This window comes from Leptothrix cholodnii SP-6 (assembly GCF_000019785.1).
Taxonomy (GTDB): domain Bacteria; phylum Pseudomonadota; class Gammaproteobacteria; order Burkholderiales; family Burkholderiaceae_C; genus Sphaerotilus; species Sphaerotilus cholodnii.
In genome coordinates this window covers 410,841-428,821 of record NC_010524.1, presented here as the reverse complement: position 1 = coordinate 428,821, position 17,981 = coordinate 410,841, and the positions used below count along the sequence as shown (strand labels likewise).

Sequence of the window (17,981 nt, the reverse complement as noted above, 5' to 3'; positions counted from 1 at the left end):
TCCGGGCGCGCACCATGTGTCAACTTCTCGGCCTCAACGCCAACACGCCGACCGACCTGGTCTTCAGCTTCACGGGCTTCTCGCAGCGTGCGGTCGAGCACAAGGACGGCTTCGGCATCGCCTTCTTCGAAGGGGCCGGCGCGCGGCTGTTCGTCGATCACCACAGCGCGACCGAGTCGCCGGTGGCGCAGATGGTGCGCAACTACCCGATCCGCAGCCGCCACATCCTGGCGCACATCCGCAAGGCGACGCAGGGCGGCGTGGCGCTCGAGAACACCCACCCGTTCCAGCGCGAGCTGTGGGGGCGCTACTGGGTGTTCGCGCACAACGGCAACCTCACCGACTTCAAGCCCAAGCTGCACGCCGCCTACCACCCGGTCGGCCAGACCGACAGCGAACGCGCCTTCTGCTGGCTGCTGCAGGAGCTGGCCAAGAACCACGCCAGCCTGCCGAGCGTGGCGCACCTGAGCGAGACGCTGGCCGAGCTGGTGCCGCAGGTGGCGCGCCACGGCACCTTCAACTTCCTGCTCGGCAACGGCGAGGCGCTGTGGGCGCATTGCTCGACGCGCCTGCATTACGTGCTGCGCCGCCACCCGTTCGCCAGCGCCCACCTGCAGGACGACGATCTGACAGTCGACTTCGCCACCCAGACCACGCCGACCGACCGGGTCGCGCTGATCGTCACCGAGCCGCTGACGCGCAACGAGGACTGGATCGCCCTGACGCCAGGCGAGCTGGCGGTCTTCGTCGACGGCCAGCGCGCGGCGCTCTAGCCGCCACGCGGCGGTGCCGACGCGCGCAGCTGCGCCCGTTCGTGCGAACCGTCACGGATACCGCCCTGCGGCGGGCTCACGTTGGGCACTCGAACGGCCGATCTTGCAGATTGGGCATGCACCTCCGCAGGCCCGATCTGCCAGGAACCCTGCCTTGTCGAGCCGAACCGATCCCGCCAACCTGGACACCGCTGCCACGCCGCAGGCCGCCCAACCGCGCGGCGATGTCTCGGCGCAGATGGTCGACCTGTTCTATCGCCAGTCGCCCGCCGCGCTGCTGGGCGGCGCGATCGGCGCGCTGCTGGTCGTGCTGGCGCTGCAGGACGCCCTGCCGGCGCTCTGGCTGCGCAGCTGGCTGCTGGCGGCCGAGCTGCTGATCGTCGGCCGACTGACCACCACGCTGCACTACATGCACGGCGGCGCCGAGCGCCACAGCCTGGCGCGGTGGCGGCAGCTGGCGCTGGTCTTCACGATCGCCCAGGGTCTGACCTGGGGCAGCCTGGGCCTGATGAGCCTGGCGGTGCCGACCGCGCAGGACGAAGCCCTGATCCTGGTCTGCCTGCTGGTGATCGTGGCCGGCAGTGCCGCGCTGGTGGGCACGCTGCCGCTGCTGGTGCCGCTGTTCGGCGTGCTCACGCTGCTGCCGATCACGCTCGTCATGGCGCTGGGCAGCAGCGGCGCGCAGCACTTCCTGGCGTTCTGCTCGTTCACGTTCATGCTGACGGTGACGGTCAGCCTGCCGCGCAGCATGCAACGCGCGATCCGGGCCCGCCACAGCGCCAGCCTGGCCCAGCGCGACACCCTGCAGCGCCTTGAAATGGCCGAGCAGATGGCCCATGTCGGCCACCTGGTGTGGGACGCCGGCGCCGCGCAGGCACAGCTGTCGGCCGGCGCACAGCGCATGCTCGGGCTCGACGGCGTCGGCGCCCTCGAACACCGCGACATCGTCGAGCTGGTGGTGCCCGCCGACCGCGAACGCGTGCGGCTGCTGATCCGCAACTCGCTGCAGCAGACCCAGAGCCAGCTGCGCTACGAGACCCAGGTGTCGACACCCGCAGGCGTGCGCGACCTGATGGTGGTGCAGCACCTCGAGACCGGCGCCGACGGCCGCGTCACGCGCCTGATGTCGACGCTGCAGGACACCAGCGAGCTCAAGCAGACCCAGCGCGAACTGCAGAAGCTGGCGTTCAACGACCCGCTCACCGGCCTGGGCAACCGCGCCTGGTTCATGCAGGCGCTGGCCGGCATGCTCAGGCAGGGCGAACGCAGCGCGCTGCTGATGCTCGACCTCGATCACTTCAAGGCGATCAACGACACCCTCGGCCACCACGCCGGCGATCTGCTGCTGGGCATGGCAGCGCAGCGGCTGCAGCGGGTCCTGGGCGACACGGCCTCGCTGGCGCGGCTCGGTGGCGACGAGTTCGCGATCATCCTGCCGGCCATCGCCAGCAGCGCCGCCGCGGCCCAGCAGGCCCAGGCGCTGATCGACACCCTGACACGGCCGTTCTCGGTGGCGGGCGTGGAGGTCTACGTGTCGGCCAGCATCGGCATCGCCGTCAGTCCGCAGGACGCCGACGACACCGAGGCGCTGCTGCGCTGCGCCGACGTGGCGATGTTCGACGCCAAGGGCCTCGGCCGCGCCGGCTACCAGTTCTACGCCGCCCAGCAGAGCGAGCGCGCCCGCGAGCGGGTGCTGCTCGAAGGCGACCTGCGGCGCGCGATCGAACGCGGCGAACTCGAGCTGCACTACCAGCCCAAGGTCGACATGCGCACCGACCGGGTGGTCGGTGCCGAGGCCCTGCTGCGCTGGCACCACGCCGAGCGCGGCATGGTGCCGCCGGACCGCTTCATCCCGGTGGCCGAAGACACCGGCCTGATCATCCCGATCGGCGAATGGGTGCTGCGCACCGCCTGCACCGCCGCCACCCACTGGAACCGCACCCGCCGCGCGCGCGGCCAGGAGGCACTCAAGATCGCCGTCAACCTGTCGCCGCGCCAGTTCTGGTCGCCGCACTTCGTGGCGATGGTGCGCGCCGTGATGCACGAGACCGGCTGTCGGCCGGAGTGGATCGAACTGGAGATCACCGAAAGCCTGCTGATCGACACCCGCGGCCAGGTCAGCGAGATCCTCGCCGAGCTGAGCCGGCTCGGCTTCACGCTGGCGATCGACGACTTCGGCACCGGCTATTCGGCGCTCGGCTACCTGACGCGGTTCCCGATCAGCACGCTGAAGATCGACCGTTCCTTCGTCAACGAAGTCGCCACCCACCCCGCCCGCGCCAGCCTGGTGCGCGCCATCGTGGCGATGGGCCACAGCCTGCAGCTCGAGCTGGTCGCCGAAGGGGTCGAGACCCACGAGCAGGTACAGGTCCTGCGCGAGATGGGTTGCCAGCTGGCGCAGGGCTGGCTCTACGGCCGGCCCCAGGCACGCGCCTTGTTCGAGGCCGCGCATGCGCCTGCCGAGCTCCCGGTCGTCACCGAATCCGCCCCGTCGAGCCAGACTGACCATTTCCGTCACGCCGCCTGACACGACACGTCAGTCTTGCTAAAAACCAATTCCCGAGCACCACCAGGGCGTGATCCCGTACACATCTTGTGGCTGGCACGGTTGCTGCATTTTTCACTTCGGGTCGGCAATTCCGGGCCGAAAGCACACCGTGCGGGGAAGCAGGATGAAAAAATTTCGTTGGACCGATTGGGCGGCGGCTGCGGCACTGGTCTTTGCGTTGAGCGCCTTCGCCGGCTCCGAGAATCTGGACGATCCCCAGGCCAGCGCACAGATGCGCTGAGCGCGGCAGGCTTCATTTCAGCAGTCGATCATCTTCTTTGTGTCTCTCCTCAGAGAAGCCTTCGGGACCGGCTGAGGTCCCAGGGAGGCGGGCGTTGCGGGCAAGAGAGAGCGAGCGCCCGGCATCCACGTCCCGCCTCCCTTCTTTTTGATCCCTCCGATGGCGGCCACCGCGCCGCCCGCCTCACGCCGATCGACCCGGCGCGACGGATCACCCCCTGCGCCTCCGCGTCCGACCGCTGCGCTGCGCCAGCCACGTCGGCCCAGGCGTGACAATCGGCACTCGCGTGCGCCTCGCGGCGCCTGTCTGATTTCCGGAGTGACCATGCCTGTGCTGATATGCGGATCCCTTGCCTTTGACACCATCGCCAACTTCCACGGCCGTTTTGCGCAGCAGATCCTGCCCGAGCACATCCACATCCTGAACGTCTCGTTCCTGGTGCCGACGCTGCGGCGCGAGTTCGGCGGCTGCGCCGGCAACATCGCCTACAGCCTGAAGGCACTCGGCGGCGAGCCGCGCGTGATGGCCACCGTCGGCGCCGACGGCGAGGGCTACCTGGCGCGCCTGAAGGCGATGCAGATCGACACCCGCCACATCGAGCTGCTGGCCGACGCCTACACCGCGCAGTGCCACATCACGACCGACCAGGACAACAACCAGATCACCGCCTTCCACCCCGGCGCCATGCAACAGGCCGCGCGCCTGGTGGTCCCCAACCCGGCCGGTGACATCGCCATCGGCATCATCGCGCCCGACGGCCGCGAGGCCATGCTGCTGCACGCCCGGCAGATGGCCGACGCCGGCATCCCGTTCGTGTTCGATCCGGGCCAGGGCCTGCCGATGTTCGACGGCGCCGAGCTGCAGCACTTCCTGAGCCTGGCCACCTGGGTCACGGTCAACGACTACGAAGGCCGCATGCTGTGCGACCGCACCGGCTGCGATCTGGACACGCTGTCGCGCTCGCACCTGCGTGGCCTGATCGTCACGCTCGGCCACGAGGGCTGCGACGTCTGGATCCAGGGCCAGGTCACCCGCGTGCCCGGCATCGAGGCCAGCGCGGTGGTCGACCCCACCGGCTGCGGCGATGCGTTCCGGGCCGGCCTGCTGTACGGGCTCGAGCGCGGCTGGGATCTGGTGCGCAGCGTCGAACTGGCGAACCGCGTGGGCGCCATCAAGATCGCCTCGGCGGGCACCCAGAACCACCGGCTCGATCCGGCGGAACTCGGCCTCTGAGCCGGCACCCGGCCCCTGCATTCGATTCAGGAAGGGACCTGCCGATGAGCCTGCTCGAAGGATCGCTGGTGGCGTTGCTGCTCACCCTGGCGGGCGCGCTGCTCTGGCATCAGCATCGGCAGGCCGTGCGCGCGCGGCGGGAGTCCGAGCAGACGTTGGCGATCTCGCGCGAGACCGCCGCCCGCCAGCTCCTCGAACTGCGGGCCGCACTGGCCGAGGCCCTGGCAGAGGCGCAGTCCGAACGGGACAAGAAGCAGGTGCAGATCGACGAGGTCGCCCGCCTGCGCAGCAAGTACCGCCGGCTCTACGGGAACTACACCAAGCTGGCCGAACATCTGGCGGCGCACCTGCCCGACAGCCCACCGGCCTCGTCGACCAGCGGCGAGCGCCACGCCGCCGACATGACACCCGAGACACGACCCGGGCCGACGCGAGGCTGAAGCGCAACAGTCGCCGCCGCGGCCCGCAAAGGCCTCATGCGTCGAGCAGCCCGGCCAACCTGAGCGCCGCCAGCCACGCGGCCATCTGCGCAGGGGGCACCTGCACGCGCAGCCGCTTGCGACGCCCGCTGGCACCGCGCAACAGGCTCACCTGCTGCTTGGACACCCCCAGCTCGTCGGCCAGCCAGCGCTGCAAGGCGTCATTGGCCGCACCATCGACCGGCGGCGCCGCGAGACGAAGCCGCAAGGCCTGGTCATGCAGGCCGACGACCTCGGTGCGTCGAGCGTTGGGAACCACGGCCACGTCGATCAGGAACACCTCGTCGGGCTGCTGGATCAGGAACGGTGCCTGCAGGACCGGGACGCCGGCAACAGCGGCCGGCACGGCGGTTCGACGCGACGAGGTGGGCATGGGCTACGCGCAAAAAAGCCCGGCCATGGCCGGGCTGGATGATCGGACCGGCGACCCTTGCGGGCCGCCTGAATCATCAGGGCTTGTCGCCCGTCGGGAAAGGCCAGGCCGCCTGAGGGCTGAGCGTGGTCTTGGCTGCAGGCGAGGTCGCAGGGCCAGGGGCAGCGGGCGCTGCGGCTTTCTTGGCTGCCTTCTTCGCTGCGGCCTTCTTGGCCGGTGCAGCCTTGGTTGCCGGTGCAGCCTTCTTCGCTGCAACAGCCTTCTTCGCCGGTGCCTTGGCAGGCGCCTTCGCGGGCGCCTTGGCGGGCGCTGCTGCAGCCGCCTTCTTGGCCGGTGCAGCCTTCTTCAGAGCCGGCTTGGCGGCAGGCGCGGGAGCGGGGGCAGCAGCCGGTGCCGCCTTCTTGGCAGCAGCCTTCTTGGCCGGCACCTTGGCCACCGGTGCAGCGGCCTTCTTCGCCACCGGAGCGGCCGCCGCCTTCTTGGCCGGAGCAGCCTTCTTCGCTGCCGCCTTCTTGGCCGGAGCGGGAGCCGCAACCGGAGCCGCAGCGACCACGGCAGCCTTCCTGGCCGGAGCGGCCTTCTTCAGCGCGGGTTTCGGTGCAGCGGTTTTCGCCGCGGGCTTCGGCGCGACGGCCTTCTTGGCCGCGGCCTTCTTTGCAGTTGCCATCACAGTTCTCCTTGATCAAGTTGACAAAACACCCCGCCCATTCGACTGGCCGGGTGATCCGCGTTCCACAGGTCTGTCTTGGAGAGACGCCTGGGCACCGTGAATACAGTTGAGCGCGACACGCATCGCTGCGTGCCGCGCCGGAATCGGATTGCCGCGATCAACGAGAACGCCCCGGCCTGGCCAGACGCTGCGGAGACCGATCAGTCCCAGGACAGCGCACCGCCGGACTGGTACTCGATGACGCGGGTTTCGAAGAAATTGCGCTCCTTCTTCAGGTCGATCATTTCGCTCATCCAGGGGAACGGGTTTTCCTCGTTCGGGAAGAGCTCTTCAAGGCCGATCTGCGTGGCCCGCCGGTTGGCGATGTAGCGCAGATAGCCCTTGAACATGGATGCATTGAGGCCGAGCACGCCACGCGGCATGGTGTCTTCGGCATAACGGTATTCAAGCTCGACGGCCTTCAGGAACAGCGCCTTGATCTCGGCCTTGAACGCCGGTGTCCAGAGGTGCGGGTTCTCGAGCTTGATGGCGTTGATCAGGTCGATGCCGAAATTGCAGTGCATCGACTCGTCACGCAGGATGTACTGGTACTGCTCGGCCGCGCCGGTCATCTTGTTCTGCCGACCCAGCGCCAGGATCTGCGTGAAGCCGACGTAGAAGAACAGGCCCTCCATCAGGCAGGCAAAGACGATCAGCGACTTCAGCAGCGTCTGGTCGTTCTCGGGCGTGCCGGTCTTGAAGTGCGGATCCATGATCGCGTCGATGTACGGGATCAGGAACTCGTCCTTCTCGCGGATCGACGCGACCTCGTGATAGGCGTTGAAGATCTCGCTTTCATCCAGGCCCAGCGACTCGACGATGTACTGGTAGGCGTGGGTGTGGATCGCTTCTTCGAAGGCCTGGCGCAACAGGAACTGACGGCACTCGGGCGCCGTGATGTGGCGGTAGGTGCCCAGCGTGATGTTGTTGGCCGCGAGCGAATCGGCGGTGACGAAGAAGCCGAGGTTGCGCTTGATGAGGCGACGCTCGTCATCGGTCAGGCCATTGGGGTCCTTCCAGGTCGCGATGTCGCGCGACATGTTGACCTCTTGCGGCATCCAGTGATTGGCGCAGGTGGCGAGGTACTTCTCCCAGGCCCACTTGTACTTGAACGGCACCAGCTGGTTGACGTCGGTCTGGCCGTTGATGATGCGCTTGTCGGCCACGTTGACGCGGCGTGCTGCATCAGCGGCGGCTGATGCAGCCGATGGCGCGGCCGGAGGCTGCGACGTCGATTGCACGAACGGGTGCGAGAACGAAGGCACCGATGACGGTGACGAGACCCGCATCGAGACGTCGCGAGAGACGTTCGAAGGCATTGGACTCGCGGGGGTTGGCGTTGAACGCGGGGTGTCTTCCCAGACCAGCATGTCTGACTTCCTAACAGCTTGAATTATCTGAATGTTGTGTCGAAACACCAAGCACTTATTGACATGGCAAACCATGCAAGTGAGGCGCTGCGCTGCGCCACGATCACTGGCAAGCCTCGCACGACGGATCGTCGATGGCGCAGAACTTGACGTCGGTGGCAGGCTCATTCGATGAGACTGCGGCCGGCTCGGAAGCCGAGCCGTGCGCACCGTTCGACACCGCGTTCATCGACCCGGCCTTGACGGTCGATTTCTCGGCATGCGTGGCGCCCATGGTGCGCAGGTAGTAGGTCGTCTTGAGGCCACGCAACCACGCGAGTTTGTAGGTCTCATCGAGCTTCTTGCCCGATGCACCGGCCATGTAGATGTTCAGGCTCTGGGCCTGGTCGATCCACTTCTGGCGCCGTGCCGCGGCCTCGACCAGCCATTGCGTCTCGACCTCGAAGGCCGTTGCATAAAGGCGCTTGAGTTCTTCTGGCACGCGGTCGATGCGGCGCAGGCTGCCATCGAAGTGCTTGAGGTCCATCACCATCACGTCGTCCCACAGGCCGAGCGCCTTGAGGTCGCGCACCAGGTACTCGTTGACCACGGTGAACTCGCCCGACAGGTTGCTCTTGACCGAGAGGTTGCCGAAGCACGGTTCGATCGACGCATCGACGCCGATGATGTTGCTGATGGTCGCAGTCGGTGCGATGGCCACGCAGTTGCTGTTGCGCATGCCGTATTGGGCGATGCGCGCACGCAGGGCATCCCAATCGAGCGTGGTGCGGGTGTCGACGTCGAGATAGCCGCCGCGCTGTTCGGCCAGCAGCGCGATAGAGTCGATCGGCAGGATGCCGCGATCCCACAGCGAGCCACGGTAGGTGGCATAGCGGCCACGCTCGGCGGCCAGTTCGGTGGAGGCCCAATAGGCGTGATAGCAGACCGCCTCCATCGAACGGTCGGCGAACTCGACCGCCTCGTTCGACGCATAAGGCACGCGCAGCTGATAGAGCGCGTCCTGGAAGCCCATGATGCCGAGGCCGACCGGGCGATGGCGCAGGTTCGAGTCACGCGCCTTCTTGACGGCGTAGTAGTTGATGTCGATGACGTTGTCGAGCATGCGCATCGCGGTGGTCACCGTGCGGCACAGCTTGGCCTGATCGACCTCGCCGTCCTTGACGTGCTGGGCCAGGTTGACCGAGCCGAGGTTGCAGACCGCGATCTCGCCGGCATTGGTGTTGAGCGTGATCTCGGTGCAGAGGTTCGACGAATGCACCACGCCCACATGCTGCTGCGGCGAGCGCACGTTGCAGGCGTCCTTGAAGGTGATCCAGGGGTGGCCGGTCTCGAACAGCATCGACAGGATCTTGCGCCACAGGTCGACCGCCCGCACGCGCTTGAAGAAGGTGATCTCGCCGCGGTCCGCGCGGGCTTCATAGGCCGTATAGGCGGCCTCGAAGGCAGTGCCGAACAGGTCGTGCAGGTCTGGGCAGTTGGCGGGCGAGAACAGCGTCCAGTCGCCGCCTTCCATCACGCGCTTCATGAACAGGTCCGGAATCCAGTTCGCGGTGTTCATGTCGTGGGTGCGGCGGCGGTCGTCGCCGGTGTTCTTGCGCAGCTCGAGGAACTCCTCGATGTCGAGGTGCCAGGTCTCCAGATAGGCACACACGGCGCCCTTGCGCTTGCCGCCCTGATTGACGGCCACCGCGGTGTCGTTGACGACCTTCAGGAAGGGCACCACGCCTTGCGATTCGCCGTTGGTGCCCTTGATGTGCGAGCCCAGCGCACGCACCGGCGTCCAGTCGTTGCCCAGGCCACCGGCGAACTTGCTCAGCAGCGCGTTGTCCTTGATGGCGTCGTAGATGCCTTCGAGGTCGTCGGGCACCGTCGTCAGGTAGCAGCTCGACAGCTGCGAGCGGCGCGTGCCGGCATTGAACAGGGTCGGCGTGCTCGACATGAAGTCGAACGCCGACAGCACCTCGTAGAACTCGATCGCACGCGCTTCGCGGTCGATCTCGTTGAGCGCCAGGCCCATCGCCACGCGCATGAAGAAGGCTTGCGGCATCTCGATGCGCTGCTTCCTGATGTGCAGGAAGTAGCGGTCGTACAGCGTCTGCAGGCCGAGGTAGTCGAAGTTCAGGTCGCGCTCGGCCTTCAGCGCCGCGCCCAGGCGAGCCAGGTCGAACTGCGCCATGCGCTCGTCGAGCAGTTCGGCGTCGACACCCTTCTTGATGAAGGCCGGGAAGTAATCGGCATAACGCGCCGCCATCTCGGCCTGCGTGACCTCCTCGCCCAGCACGTCGCGGCGGATGGTGTGCATCAGCAGGCGGGCAGTGACGCGGCTGTAGCTCGGGTCTTTTTCGATCAGCGTGCGCGCAGCCAGGATCGAGGCCTTGTAGACCTCGTCGATCGACACGCCGTCATACAGGTTGCGACGCGTCTCGGCCAGCACCGGCGCGCCGATCGCCTCGGGGCCCAGATCGGCGCACGCGGCCTCGATCAGGCCGGCCAGACGGGCCATGTCGAGCGGCACGCGCTGGCCGCGATCGGTCACCATCACGGCCGGCTCGGCCGCCACCGGCGCACGGCCCTGGCTGGCGCGCTCCTGGGTGCGGCGCTCGCGATACAGCACGTAGGCACGCGCCACGTCGTGGTGGCCGCCGCGCATCAGGCCGAGCTCGACCTGGTCCTGGATGTCCTCGATGTGGAAGCTGCCGCCGCTCGGGCGCGAGCGCATCAGGGCGCGCACCACCGCTTCGGTCAGGCCGTCGACGGTCTCGCGCACGCTGGCCGAAGCCGCACCGTGGGTGCCGTGCACGGCCAGGAAGGCCTTCATCAGGGCGACCGTGATCTTGTGCGGCTCGAAGGCCACCACCGCGCCGTTGCGGCGGATGATCTGATAGCCGACATAGGCCGACGCATTGGCCGCGGCATCGCGGTGGACCTGGCCGACGGTCGGCGCGCGAGAGACGTTGTGGACGGTGCCAGTGGCTTGCATCGGATCTCCTTGCATCGGTCCTGATCGGCTCAGGACCTGCACCGCGACGGCCAGCCGTCGCGGCAAAAAAATGCCCGCACGCACCAAGAAACTCAGCGCGAGGCAGGCGTGAAACAGAGTGGCGACAAGCGCCAGGAATGGGCTGCCCGCCAAGCGGACGAAAGCCCGGAGGCAACCCCTGCCGCATCAATCGGACAGCGCCCGGCGAGGCCTTCGAGAGGCGGTGCCGGGCCACATGGGCAGTGGCTTGTCTGGGCGAAAGGATAACACGGAGAGCACTACATCTAGTGCCAAAACCACGTCGAAGCACTAGCGCTAGTGTGCGGCGTGCGAATCGGCGCAGCAGCGCGGCTCTTGCATTTCAGGCCCTGCGCACGACCGCACGGCACGGCTGGGCGAGCACCTCGGCGGGCACCCACAGGCGCGCGCCGCGCAGATGACGGGCCAGCCGGCACCAGTCGAAACCGGCGCCGGGATCGTGTTTGCGCCCCGGTGCGATGTGCTCGTGACCGACCACCTCCCGCAGCGGCCAGGCCGTGCGTGCATCGCGCAGCAGGCCCGCCAGCACGCGGTATTGCGCGGGCTCGAAACGCTGCCCCTCGAGCCCTTCGAGCTCGATGCCCAGGCTGTGGTCGTTGCAGTTGGAACGGCCCCGCCAACTCGATGCGCCGGCATGCCAGGCACGCTCGCGCACATCGACGAACTGCAGCAGTTCGCCATCGCGCCGGATGACGAAATGGGCCGACACCTGCAGTCCGGCAAGGGTGGCGAAATAGGGATGCGCGGCCGGGTCGAGCCGGTTGGTGAAGAAGCGCTCGATCGCGTCACCGCCGTACACGCCGGGCGGCAGGCTGATCGAATGCACCACCGCCAGATCGATCGATGCACCCACCGGCCGCGACCCGAAGTTCGGGCTCGGCACCCGGCGCGCATCGCGATGCCAGCCACGTGACCATGCGCCGCTGCGGCGCATGCCGCACCCGGGTGTCATTCGAGGCCGGTGCCGTCGACGTCGTCGACCATCAGGCCCTCGCCGGCGACGTGGATGCCCAGGCGCGCCATGCGATAGCGCATCTGCCGCAGGGTCAGACCCATGCTGGAGCCGGCCGCGGTGCGGTTGTAGCGGTGGCGTTCGAGGGCGCGCACCAGCACCGCACGCTCGACCTCGTCGAGGTAGCCGACGAGGTCGGTCGGGATCGCCAGGTCGGCGAGGCTGGCCGGCGGGGCGCCGGTGTCCGCCACGGCAGCCCCCGGCGGCTGGGTCGCCTGCAAGGCGGTCGATGCGGGCGGCGCAACGCCCCAGCCGCCCTCGCCCGCGCGGGCCTGGCCACGCGGCAGCTCGAGGTCGTCGACACAGATCTGCGCCGCGCCGGACAGGGCCAGCGCGCGGTGCAGCAGGTTCTCGAGCTCGCGCACGTTGCCAGGGAAGTCGTAGCGCGCCAGGTGTTCGAGCGCCTGCACGGTCAGCCGCGGGATCTGGGTCAGGCCGGTGTCGGCGGCGATGCGTTCGAGCACGCGGGTGCACAGTTCGGGCAGGTCGTCGCTGCGCTCGCGCAAGGGCGGCACGCGGATCTGGATCACGTTGAGGCGGTAATAGAGGTCCTGGCGGAAACGCCCCGCCGCCACCTCGGTGGCGAGATCGCGATGGGTGGCGCTGATGATGCGCACGTCGAGCGGCACCTCGCTGACCGCGCCCACCGGCCGCACGGCACGCTCCTGGATCGCCCGCAGCAGCTTGCTCTGCATCGAGATCGGCAGGTCGCCGATCTCGTCGAGGAACAGGGTGCCGCCGCGCGCGGCCTGGAAGAAGCCCTCGCGGTCTTCGGCCGCGCCGGTGAAGGCGCCCTTGCGGTAGCCGAAGAACTCGGCCTCGAGCAGCTGCTCGGGGATGGCGCCGCAGTTGACCGCGATGAAGGGCTGGGCCGCGCGCGCGCTGACCTGGTGGATCGAGCGCGCGACCAGTTCCTTGCCGGTACCCGACTCGCCCTGGACCAGCACCGGCGCCATGCTGCGCGCAACCTTCTCGACCAGTTCGCGCACCTGCTGCATGGCCTGCGACTGGCCGGCCATGCGCCGCAAGGCGGCACTGCCGTTGTCGCTGCTGCGGCGCGCAAGCAGGCGCGAGCCGTGGCCGAAATCGGCCGGCACATCCGCCGACGCCGCCGTGCCGCGCACGTTCGGCGTGCGGCCCAGCGCGGAGGCGATGACGCTGCGGAACAGCTTCAGGTCGACCGGCTTGGTGAGGTAGTCGTAGGCCCCGGCCTTGAGCGCCAGCACGGCGTTTTCGGCCGAACCGTAGGCGGTGATGACGATGGTGCGCTCGCTGCGGCCGCTCTGCTCGAGGCGCCGCAGCAGCTCGAGGCCGTTGCCGTCGGGCAGCCGCATGTCGGTGATCAGCACGCTGTAGGTGCGGTCCTTCAACTGGGCCCAGGCCTCCTCGACGGTGGCCGCGGTCTCGACCTCGTAGCCCTCGCGCAGCAGCGTCAGTTCGTAGAGCGTGCGCAGGTCCGGCTCGTCATCAACGACCAGCAGGCTGTGGAGGGGCGACGGGCTCATGAAAACTTCGGTTGGCGCGCCGACATCGGCACCGGCACCCTGCGCGGCAGGGTCAGGACAAACACGTTGCGATGGCGGGCACCCGCGCCACGCGGGCGGTATTCGATGGTGGCGCCGTAGCGCTCGCACAGCTCGCGGCAGATGTACAGGCCCAGCCCGCTGCCGCGGCTGCGGGTGGAGAAGAAGGGCTCGAACAGGTAGGGCTCGACATCGCCGGCGATCGGCGCACCATCGCTGGCCACCGACAGCACCACCTCGTCGGTGCCGCGCGACTGCACCTGCACCCACAGCGCATCGGGGCGGCCGCTGCCGTGGCGCAGGGCGTTCTCGAGCAGGTTGACGAGCACCCGGCGCAGGTGGTCGGGATCGAACTTGACGGCCATGACACCCTCGTCCACGTCGACCCGCAGCGGGCTCTGGCCGGCCTGCGGCAGGCCGGCGGTGCGGGCCCATTCGGCGCACAGGGCCTGCACCTGCAACGGCAGGTCGATCGCGGGGGCATCACGCGGCGCGCCAGGGGCGACCTCCATCACGTCGTCGACGATGCGCTGCAGGCGCTCGACGTTGTCGGCCACCATGCGCGCGAGCTGGCGCTGCGCCGGCACGGTGAGGTCCTCGGCCAGCAAGGCATTGGCCTGCGAGATGGCGGCCAGCGGATTGCGGATCTCGTGCGCGATGCCGGCCGAGACCCGGCCCATCGCAGCCAGCTTCTCCTGCCGTGCGCGGGCCCGCAGCATGCGCAGGTCCTCGAGGAACAGCACGCACAGCGCCTCGCCCGAGCGGGCATCGCGGCGCCGCGTGAAGCGCATGCGCACGCGCAGGCCACGCGCCTCGATGTGCGGGCCCTGGTTGAGCTGCAGGCTGATCTCTTCGCCGCCCTCGGGCCAGATGCCGTGCGCATAACCGCGCTCGAGCGCCGTCCACAACGGCAACCAGGCCTCGTGCTCCTGCAGGTCGAAGGCGGCAAAACGGCGGCCCTGCGGTGCGCCGATCAGCGCCATCGCCGCCGGGTTGGCGGCACGCACGTGGCCGATGCGGTCGACCACCATCACGCCGTCCTGCATCTCCTCGATCATCAGGCGGTTGAGCAGCGCCTGCTGGCGCGCCAGCTCGAGGGTGCTGCGGGCGGTGACCTCCTGGCGCGCCAGCCGCTCGGCCATCTCGGTGGTCAGCAGCGCCATCGCGAACACCACGGCGCCCGACATGCCGGCCTGGGTGAGCTGGGCCGCCATCTCGGCCCCGGCCAGCACCCGCCACCAGGCGCCCGCCAGCATGACGATCACCACGCCGGCCGCCACCGCCACGCCGGCCCGGCGCGGCATCAGCGCCCCGGCCATCAGCACCGGCAGCAGCAGCAAGGCGCCGATGTTGAGCGGCCCCTGCGCGGTCGCCACCAGCAGCAGCGAGAAACACAGCAGATCGACCCCGACCGTCACCAGCACCCAGCGGCGCCGCAGCTGGCCGCCGGCGCCGAGCGCCGGGCCGAGTCGCGGCGGCCAGTGCATCTCGACCTGCGCCAGCAGCCACAGGCTGCTCAGGCTGTAGGCGGCACACACCGCCAGCCCCGACAACGACGGGCCGACGCTCGCATAGACGGTGATGACGCCCTGCATCGCCAGCAGCAGCACGCCCAGCAGCGCACGGGCCACGACGAAGCCGCGGAAGATGCGCTGGAAGGCCTTCGGCGGCGTGGTGTCCGCTTCGGCGCGCAGGATGGATTCGTCGCGCTGCGAATCGGCCGGGGCTTCGGTCGGCGGGCCGGACCTGGGCGGGCGGGTCGGCGCCGCCGCGGGCTCGGGCGCTGGCGGCGCAGGCGCCTGGAACAGGTCGGCCGGCACGGTGTCGGGCAGCGGGATCGACTTGTCGGCCGCCGGCCGGCCCGGCCAGGCCAGGCGGCGACGCGGCGGCTGAACAGGGTCCGGCGCGCGGGGTTCGTCCTCTTCCTGCGGCCGGGTCGAATCGGCGCCGGCACCGAGGCCGGCAAACCACGACTCGCGCCGCACGGCCGCACGCCCGGCCTGGCGCGGCGGCAGGTCGGAATCGACAAAAGGCGGCAAGCCCATCGGGCCGCGAGGAGGCATCACGATTCAACCTCGCGCCGGTGAGCGCGGGCCGGCGTCACGGTGCGCGGGGCTGCAATACGGCAGGCCGGCGGACTGGATCGCCTCGCTGGACGGCAGGTGCACGCCGCAGTGGGCGCAGCGCACCATCTCGAGCGGCAGCGTGGGCGGCGCCGGCCGGGTCGGTGGCGGCGCGGCCGGCTCGTCGGCACGATCGATGCGGCGACGCCAGCTCTTGAACAGCCAGACCGCCGCCAGGCCCAGCAGGATCCACCAGAGCACCCTCACGAGCCCAGCCCCGCCATCGTTGCCGAACGATGCAGCAGCACCTCGAACACGAAGCGCGACCCCACATAGGCCAGCAGCAGCAGGCCGGTGCCGACATAGAGCCAGCGGGTGGCGCGCCGGCCGCGCCAGCCGAAGATCTGGCGCCCGCCGAGCAGACCGGCGAACACCAGCCAGCCCAGCATCGAGAACACGGTCTTGTGATCCCAGCGCCAGGCCGGCGTGAACCAGACGCCCAGCAGCACCGCGATCGACAGCACGACGAAACCGGCCGCGACGAAGCGGAAGGTCAGCTTCTCGAGCATCAGCAGCGGCAACGGGCCGCTCGGACCGGCCGGCAGGGTGCGGGCCCGCAAGGCGCGCTCGGCCCGGTCGAGCCAGGCCGCGTGCAGCACGGCCGCGCCGAACAGGCCGTAGGACGCCAGCCCGAGCAACCAGTGCAGCGGCGCCCAGGGCGAGCCGGAATGGATCGCCCCCTCGCCCGGGAACAGCAGCGCCAGCAGCACCGACACGCCCCCCAGCACCGACAGCAGGCGCCGCACCGCCGGCACCGGCAGGAAGCGGCTCTCGACCGCGTGCACCGCCAGCACCAGCCAGGCCGTGGCCGACAGGGCCGGCGCAAAGCCGAATCGGGCGCCGTCACCGGCCAGGCCGATGCCGAACAGATGGGTCAGGAAAGCCGTGCCATGGGCCACCCAGGCGAGCGTCAACGCACGGTAGGGCCAGGCGCCGCCGACACCCCGGGCAGCGATCGCGTAAGCCAGCATGGCCAGCACGGAAGGCACGACGAACCAGACGGACGAAGACACGGAAGGGTCGCTCGATAGAATCACCCGCACAGTGTACTTTCGGGCTGCCCGGCCTCGGCCGGCCTGGCGCCAAGCCGGGCGCCACACGCGTGCGCCCGCCCTCCTTCCGGCCTCCAGCACCTACTTCGGGACCCCCGATGGCATCCGCCCTTTCCGATCGCCTGTCCAAACTAGTCAAGACGATGCGCGGCCAGGCGCGCATCACCGAATCCAACGTGCAGGACATGCTGCGCGAAGTGCGCATGGCCCTGCTCGAGGCCGACGTCGCCCTGCCGGTGGTGCGCGACTTCATCGCCCGCGTCAAGGAGAAGGCACTCGGCCAGGAGGTCGCCGGCTCGCTCAACCCGGGTCAGGCGCTGGTCGGCATCGTGCACAAGGAGCTCGCCGCCACCATGGGCGAGGGGGTGTCCGACATCAACCTCACGGTGCAGCCGCCGGCGGTGATCCTGATGGCCGGCCTGCAGGGCGCGGGCAAGACCACCACCACCGCCAAGCTGGCCAAGCACCTGATCGAGCGACGCAAGAAGAAGGTGCTGACGGTCTCGGCCGACGTCTACCGCCCGGCCGCCATCGAGCAGCTCAAGACGGTGACGAGGCAGGCCGGCGCCGAGTGGTTCCCGAGCCAGGGCGACCAGAAGCCGCGCGACATCGCGCTGGCCGCGATCGACTACGCCCGCAAGCACCACTTCGACGTGCTGCTGGTCGACACCGCCGGCCGACTGGCGATCGACGAAGCGCTGATGGCCGAGATCAAGGACCTGCACGCCACGCTCACCCCGATCGAGACGCTGTTCGTGGTCGACGCGATGCAGGGCCAGGACGCCATCAACACCGCCCGCGCCTTCAAGGAGGCGCTGCCGCTGACCGGCATCGTGCTGACCAAGCTCGACGGCGACTCGCGGGGTGGCGCGGCGCTGTCGGTGCGCAGCATCACCGGCGCGCCGATCAAGTTCGCCGGCGTGTCCGAGAAGATCGACGGCCTGGAGGTCTTCGACGCCGACCGCCACGCCGGCCGCGTGCTCGGCATGGGCGACATCGTGGCGCTGGTCGAGGAGGTACAGAAGGGCGTGGACATGCAGTCCGCGCAGAAACTGGCCGACAAGATCAAGAGCGGCGATGCCTTCGACCTGAACGACTTCCTGTCGCAGCTCAGCCAGATGAAGAAGATGGGCGGGCTGTCGAGCCTGCTCGAGAAGCTGCCGGCCGAGATGGCCGCCAAGGCCGGCCAGGCCGACATGGGCAAGGCCGAGAAGGACGTGCGCCGGATGGAGGGCATGATCAATTCGATGACGCCGCTCGAACGCCGCAAGCCCGACCTGATCAAGGCCAGCCGCAAGCGCCGCATCGCCGCCGGTGCCGGCGTGCAGGTGCAGGAAGTCAACCGCATGCTCAACCAGTTCGAGCAGATGCGCGACATGATGAAGAAGATGAAGGGCGGTGGCCTGATGAAGATGATGAAGCGCTTCGGCGGTGCCAAGCGCGGCTTCCCCGGCATGGGCCGGTGAACTCGCCGGTATCAGTTTTTTCGCAACGCCGGGGAACAGGCCGCTCATCAAATTCATCGA

The 17,981-nt window shown here is 69.0% G+C and carries 14 protein-coding genes; 5 read left to right on the top strand and 9 right to left on the bottom strand.

Features of this window, described 5'->3' with window-relative positions; all coding sequences use genetic code 11:
- Positions 1 to 14 precede the first annotated feature (14 nt).
- From LCHO_RS01960 to LCHO_RS01945, 4 genes are all read left to right on the top strand, one after another.
- The gene (locus LCHO_RS01960) at positions 15 to 773 is read left to right on the top strand and encodes a class II glutamine amidotransferase (RefSeq protein WP_012345426.1); all 759 of its coding nucleotides are present in this window, start codon (positions 15 to 17) and stop codon (positions 771 to 773) included.
- A 154-nt stretch (positions 774 to 927) separates the two neighbouring features.
- Complete coding sequence (locus LCHO_RS21885; protein ID WP_012345425.1) at positions 928 to 3,300, top strand: putative bifunctional diguanylate cyclase/phosphodiesterase; 2,373 nt, start codon at positions 928 to 930, stop codon at positions 3,298 to 3,300.
- A 586-nt stretch (positions 3,301 to 3,886) separates the two neighbouring features.
- Entirely contained in the window at positions 3,887 to 4,795 is a 909-nt protein-coding gene (locus LCHO_RS01950) for a carbohydrate kinase family protein (protein WP_012345423.1), read from the top strand.
- 44 nt (positions 4,796 to 4,839) lie between these two features.
- Complete coding sequence (locus LCHO_RS01945) at positions 4,840 to 5,235, top strand: hypothetical protein (protein WP_012345422.1); 396 nt, start codon at positions 4,840 to 4,842, stop codon at positions 5,233 to 5,235.
- Between the two features lie 34 nt (positions 5,236 to 5,269).
- Here LCHO_RS01945 and LCHO_RS01940 read toward each other — a convergent pair whose 3' ends face one another.
- The 9 genes from LCHO_RS01940 to LCHO_RS01900 all read right to left on the bottom strand — a co-directional run bounded on the left by LCHO_RS01940 (position 5,270) and on the right by LCHO_RS01900 (position 16,374).
- A complete protein-coding gene (locus LCHO_RS01940; RefSeq protein WP_012345421.1) occupies positions 5,270 to 5,647 on the bottom strand; it encodes a DUF167 domain-containing protein in 378 nt (125 codons plus the stop codon).
- A gap of 76 nt (positions 5,648 to 5,723) precedes the next feature.
- Positions 5,724 to 6,314, bottom strand: coding sequence for a hypothetical protein (locus LCHO_RS01935; protein ID WP_043703722.1), 591 nt, complete (start codon positions 6,312 to 6,314; stop codon positions 5,724 to 5,726).
- A gap of 203 nt (positions 6,315 to 6,517) precedes the next feature.
- Positions 6,518 to 7,726 carry a ribonucleotide-diphosphate reductase subunit beta gene (locus LCHO_RS01930; protein WP_012345420.1) on the bottom strand — a complete coding sequence of 403 codons (1,209 nt, stop codon included), beginning with the start codon at positions 7,724 to 7,726 and terminating at the stop codon, positions 6,518 to 6,520.
- Positions 7,727 to 7,829: 103 nt separating this feature from the next.
- Positions 7,830 to 10,706 (bottom strand): ribonucleoside-diphosphate reductase subunit alpha, encoded by a 2,877-nt coding sequence (locus LCHO_RS01925; RefSeq protein WP_012345419.1) that lies wholly within the window; start codon positions 10,704 to 10,706, stop codon positions 7,830 to 7,832.
- A gap of 361 nt (positions 10,707 to 11,067) precedes the next feature.
- Entirely contained in the window at positions 11,068 to 11,697 is a 630-nt protein-coding gene (ampD, locus tag LCHO_RS01920) for a 1,6-anhydro-N-acetylmuramyl-L-alanine amidase AmpD (protein ID WP_012345418.1), read from the bottom strand.
- A complete protein-coding gene (locus LCHO_RS01915; protein WP_012345417.1) occupies positions 11,694 to 13,262 on the bottom strand; it encodes a sigma-54-dependent transcriptional regulator in 1,569 nt (522 codons plus the stop codon). Before LCHO_RS01915 ends, ampD begins: the two co-directional genes overlap by 4 nt.
- On the bottom strand, positions 13,259 to 15,325 hold the full coding sequence (locus LCHO_RS01910; protein WP_150105398.1) for an ATP-binding protein: 2,067 nt from the start codon (positions 15,323 to 15,325) through the stop codon (positions 13,259 to 13,261). The genes LCHO_RS01915 and LCHO_RS01910 overlap by 4 nt, the downstream gene beginning before the upstream one ends.
- 24 nt (positions 15,326 to 15,349) lie before the next feature.
- The gene (locus LCHO_RS01905; protein ID WP_012345415.1) at positions 15,350 to 15,610 is read right to left on the bottom strand and encodes a PP0621 family protein; all 261 of its coding nucleotides are present in this window, start codon (positions 15,608 to 15,610) and stop codon (positions 15,350 to 15,352) included.
- The gene (locus LCHO_RS01900) at positions 15,607 to 16,374 is read right to left on the bottom strand and encodes a cytochrome C assembly family protein (RefSeq protein WP_012345414.1); all 768 of its coding nucleotides are present in this window, start codon (positions 16,372 to 16,374) and stop codon (positions 15,607 to 15,609) included. The genes LCHO_RS01905 and LCHO_RS01900 overlap by 4 nt, the downstream gene beginning before the upstream one ends.
- 179 nt (positions 16,375 to 16,553) lie before the next feature.
- On the opposite strand from LCHO_RS01900, the gene ffh reads away from it, so the two are divergent.
- The gene (ffh, locus tag LCHO_RS01895) at positions 16,554 to 17,921 is read left to right on the top strand and encodes a signal recognition particle protein (RefSeq protein WP_012345413.1); all 1,368 of its coding nucleotides are present in this window, start codon (positions 16,554 to 16,556) and stop codon (positions 17,919 to 17,921) included.
- Positions 17,922 to 17,981 lie beyond the last annotated feature (60 nt).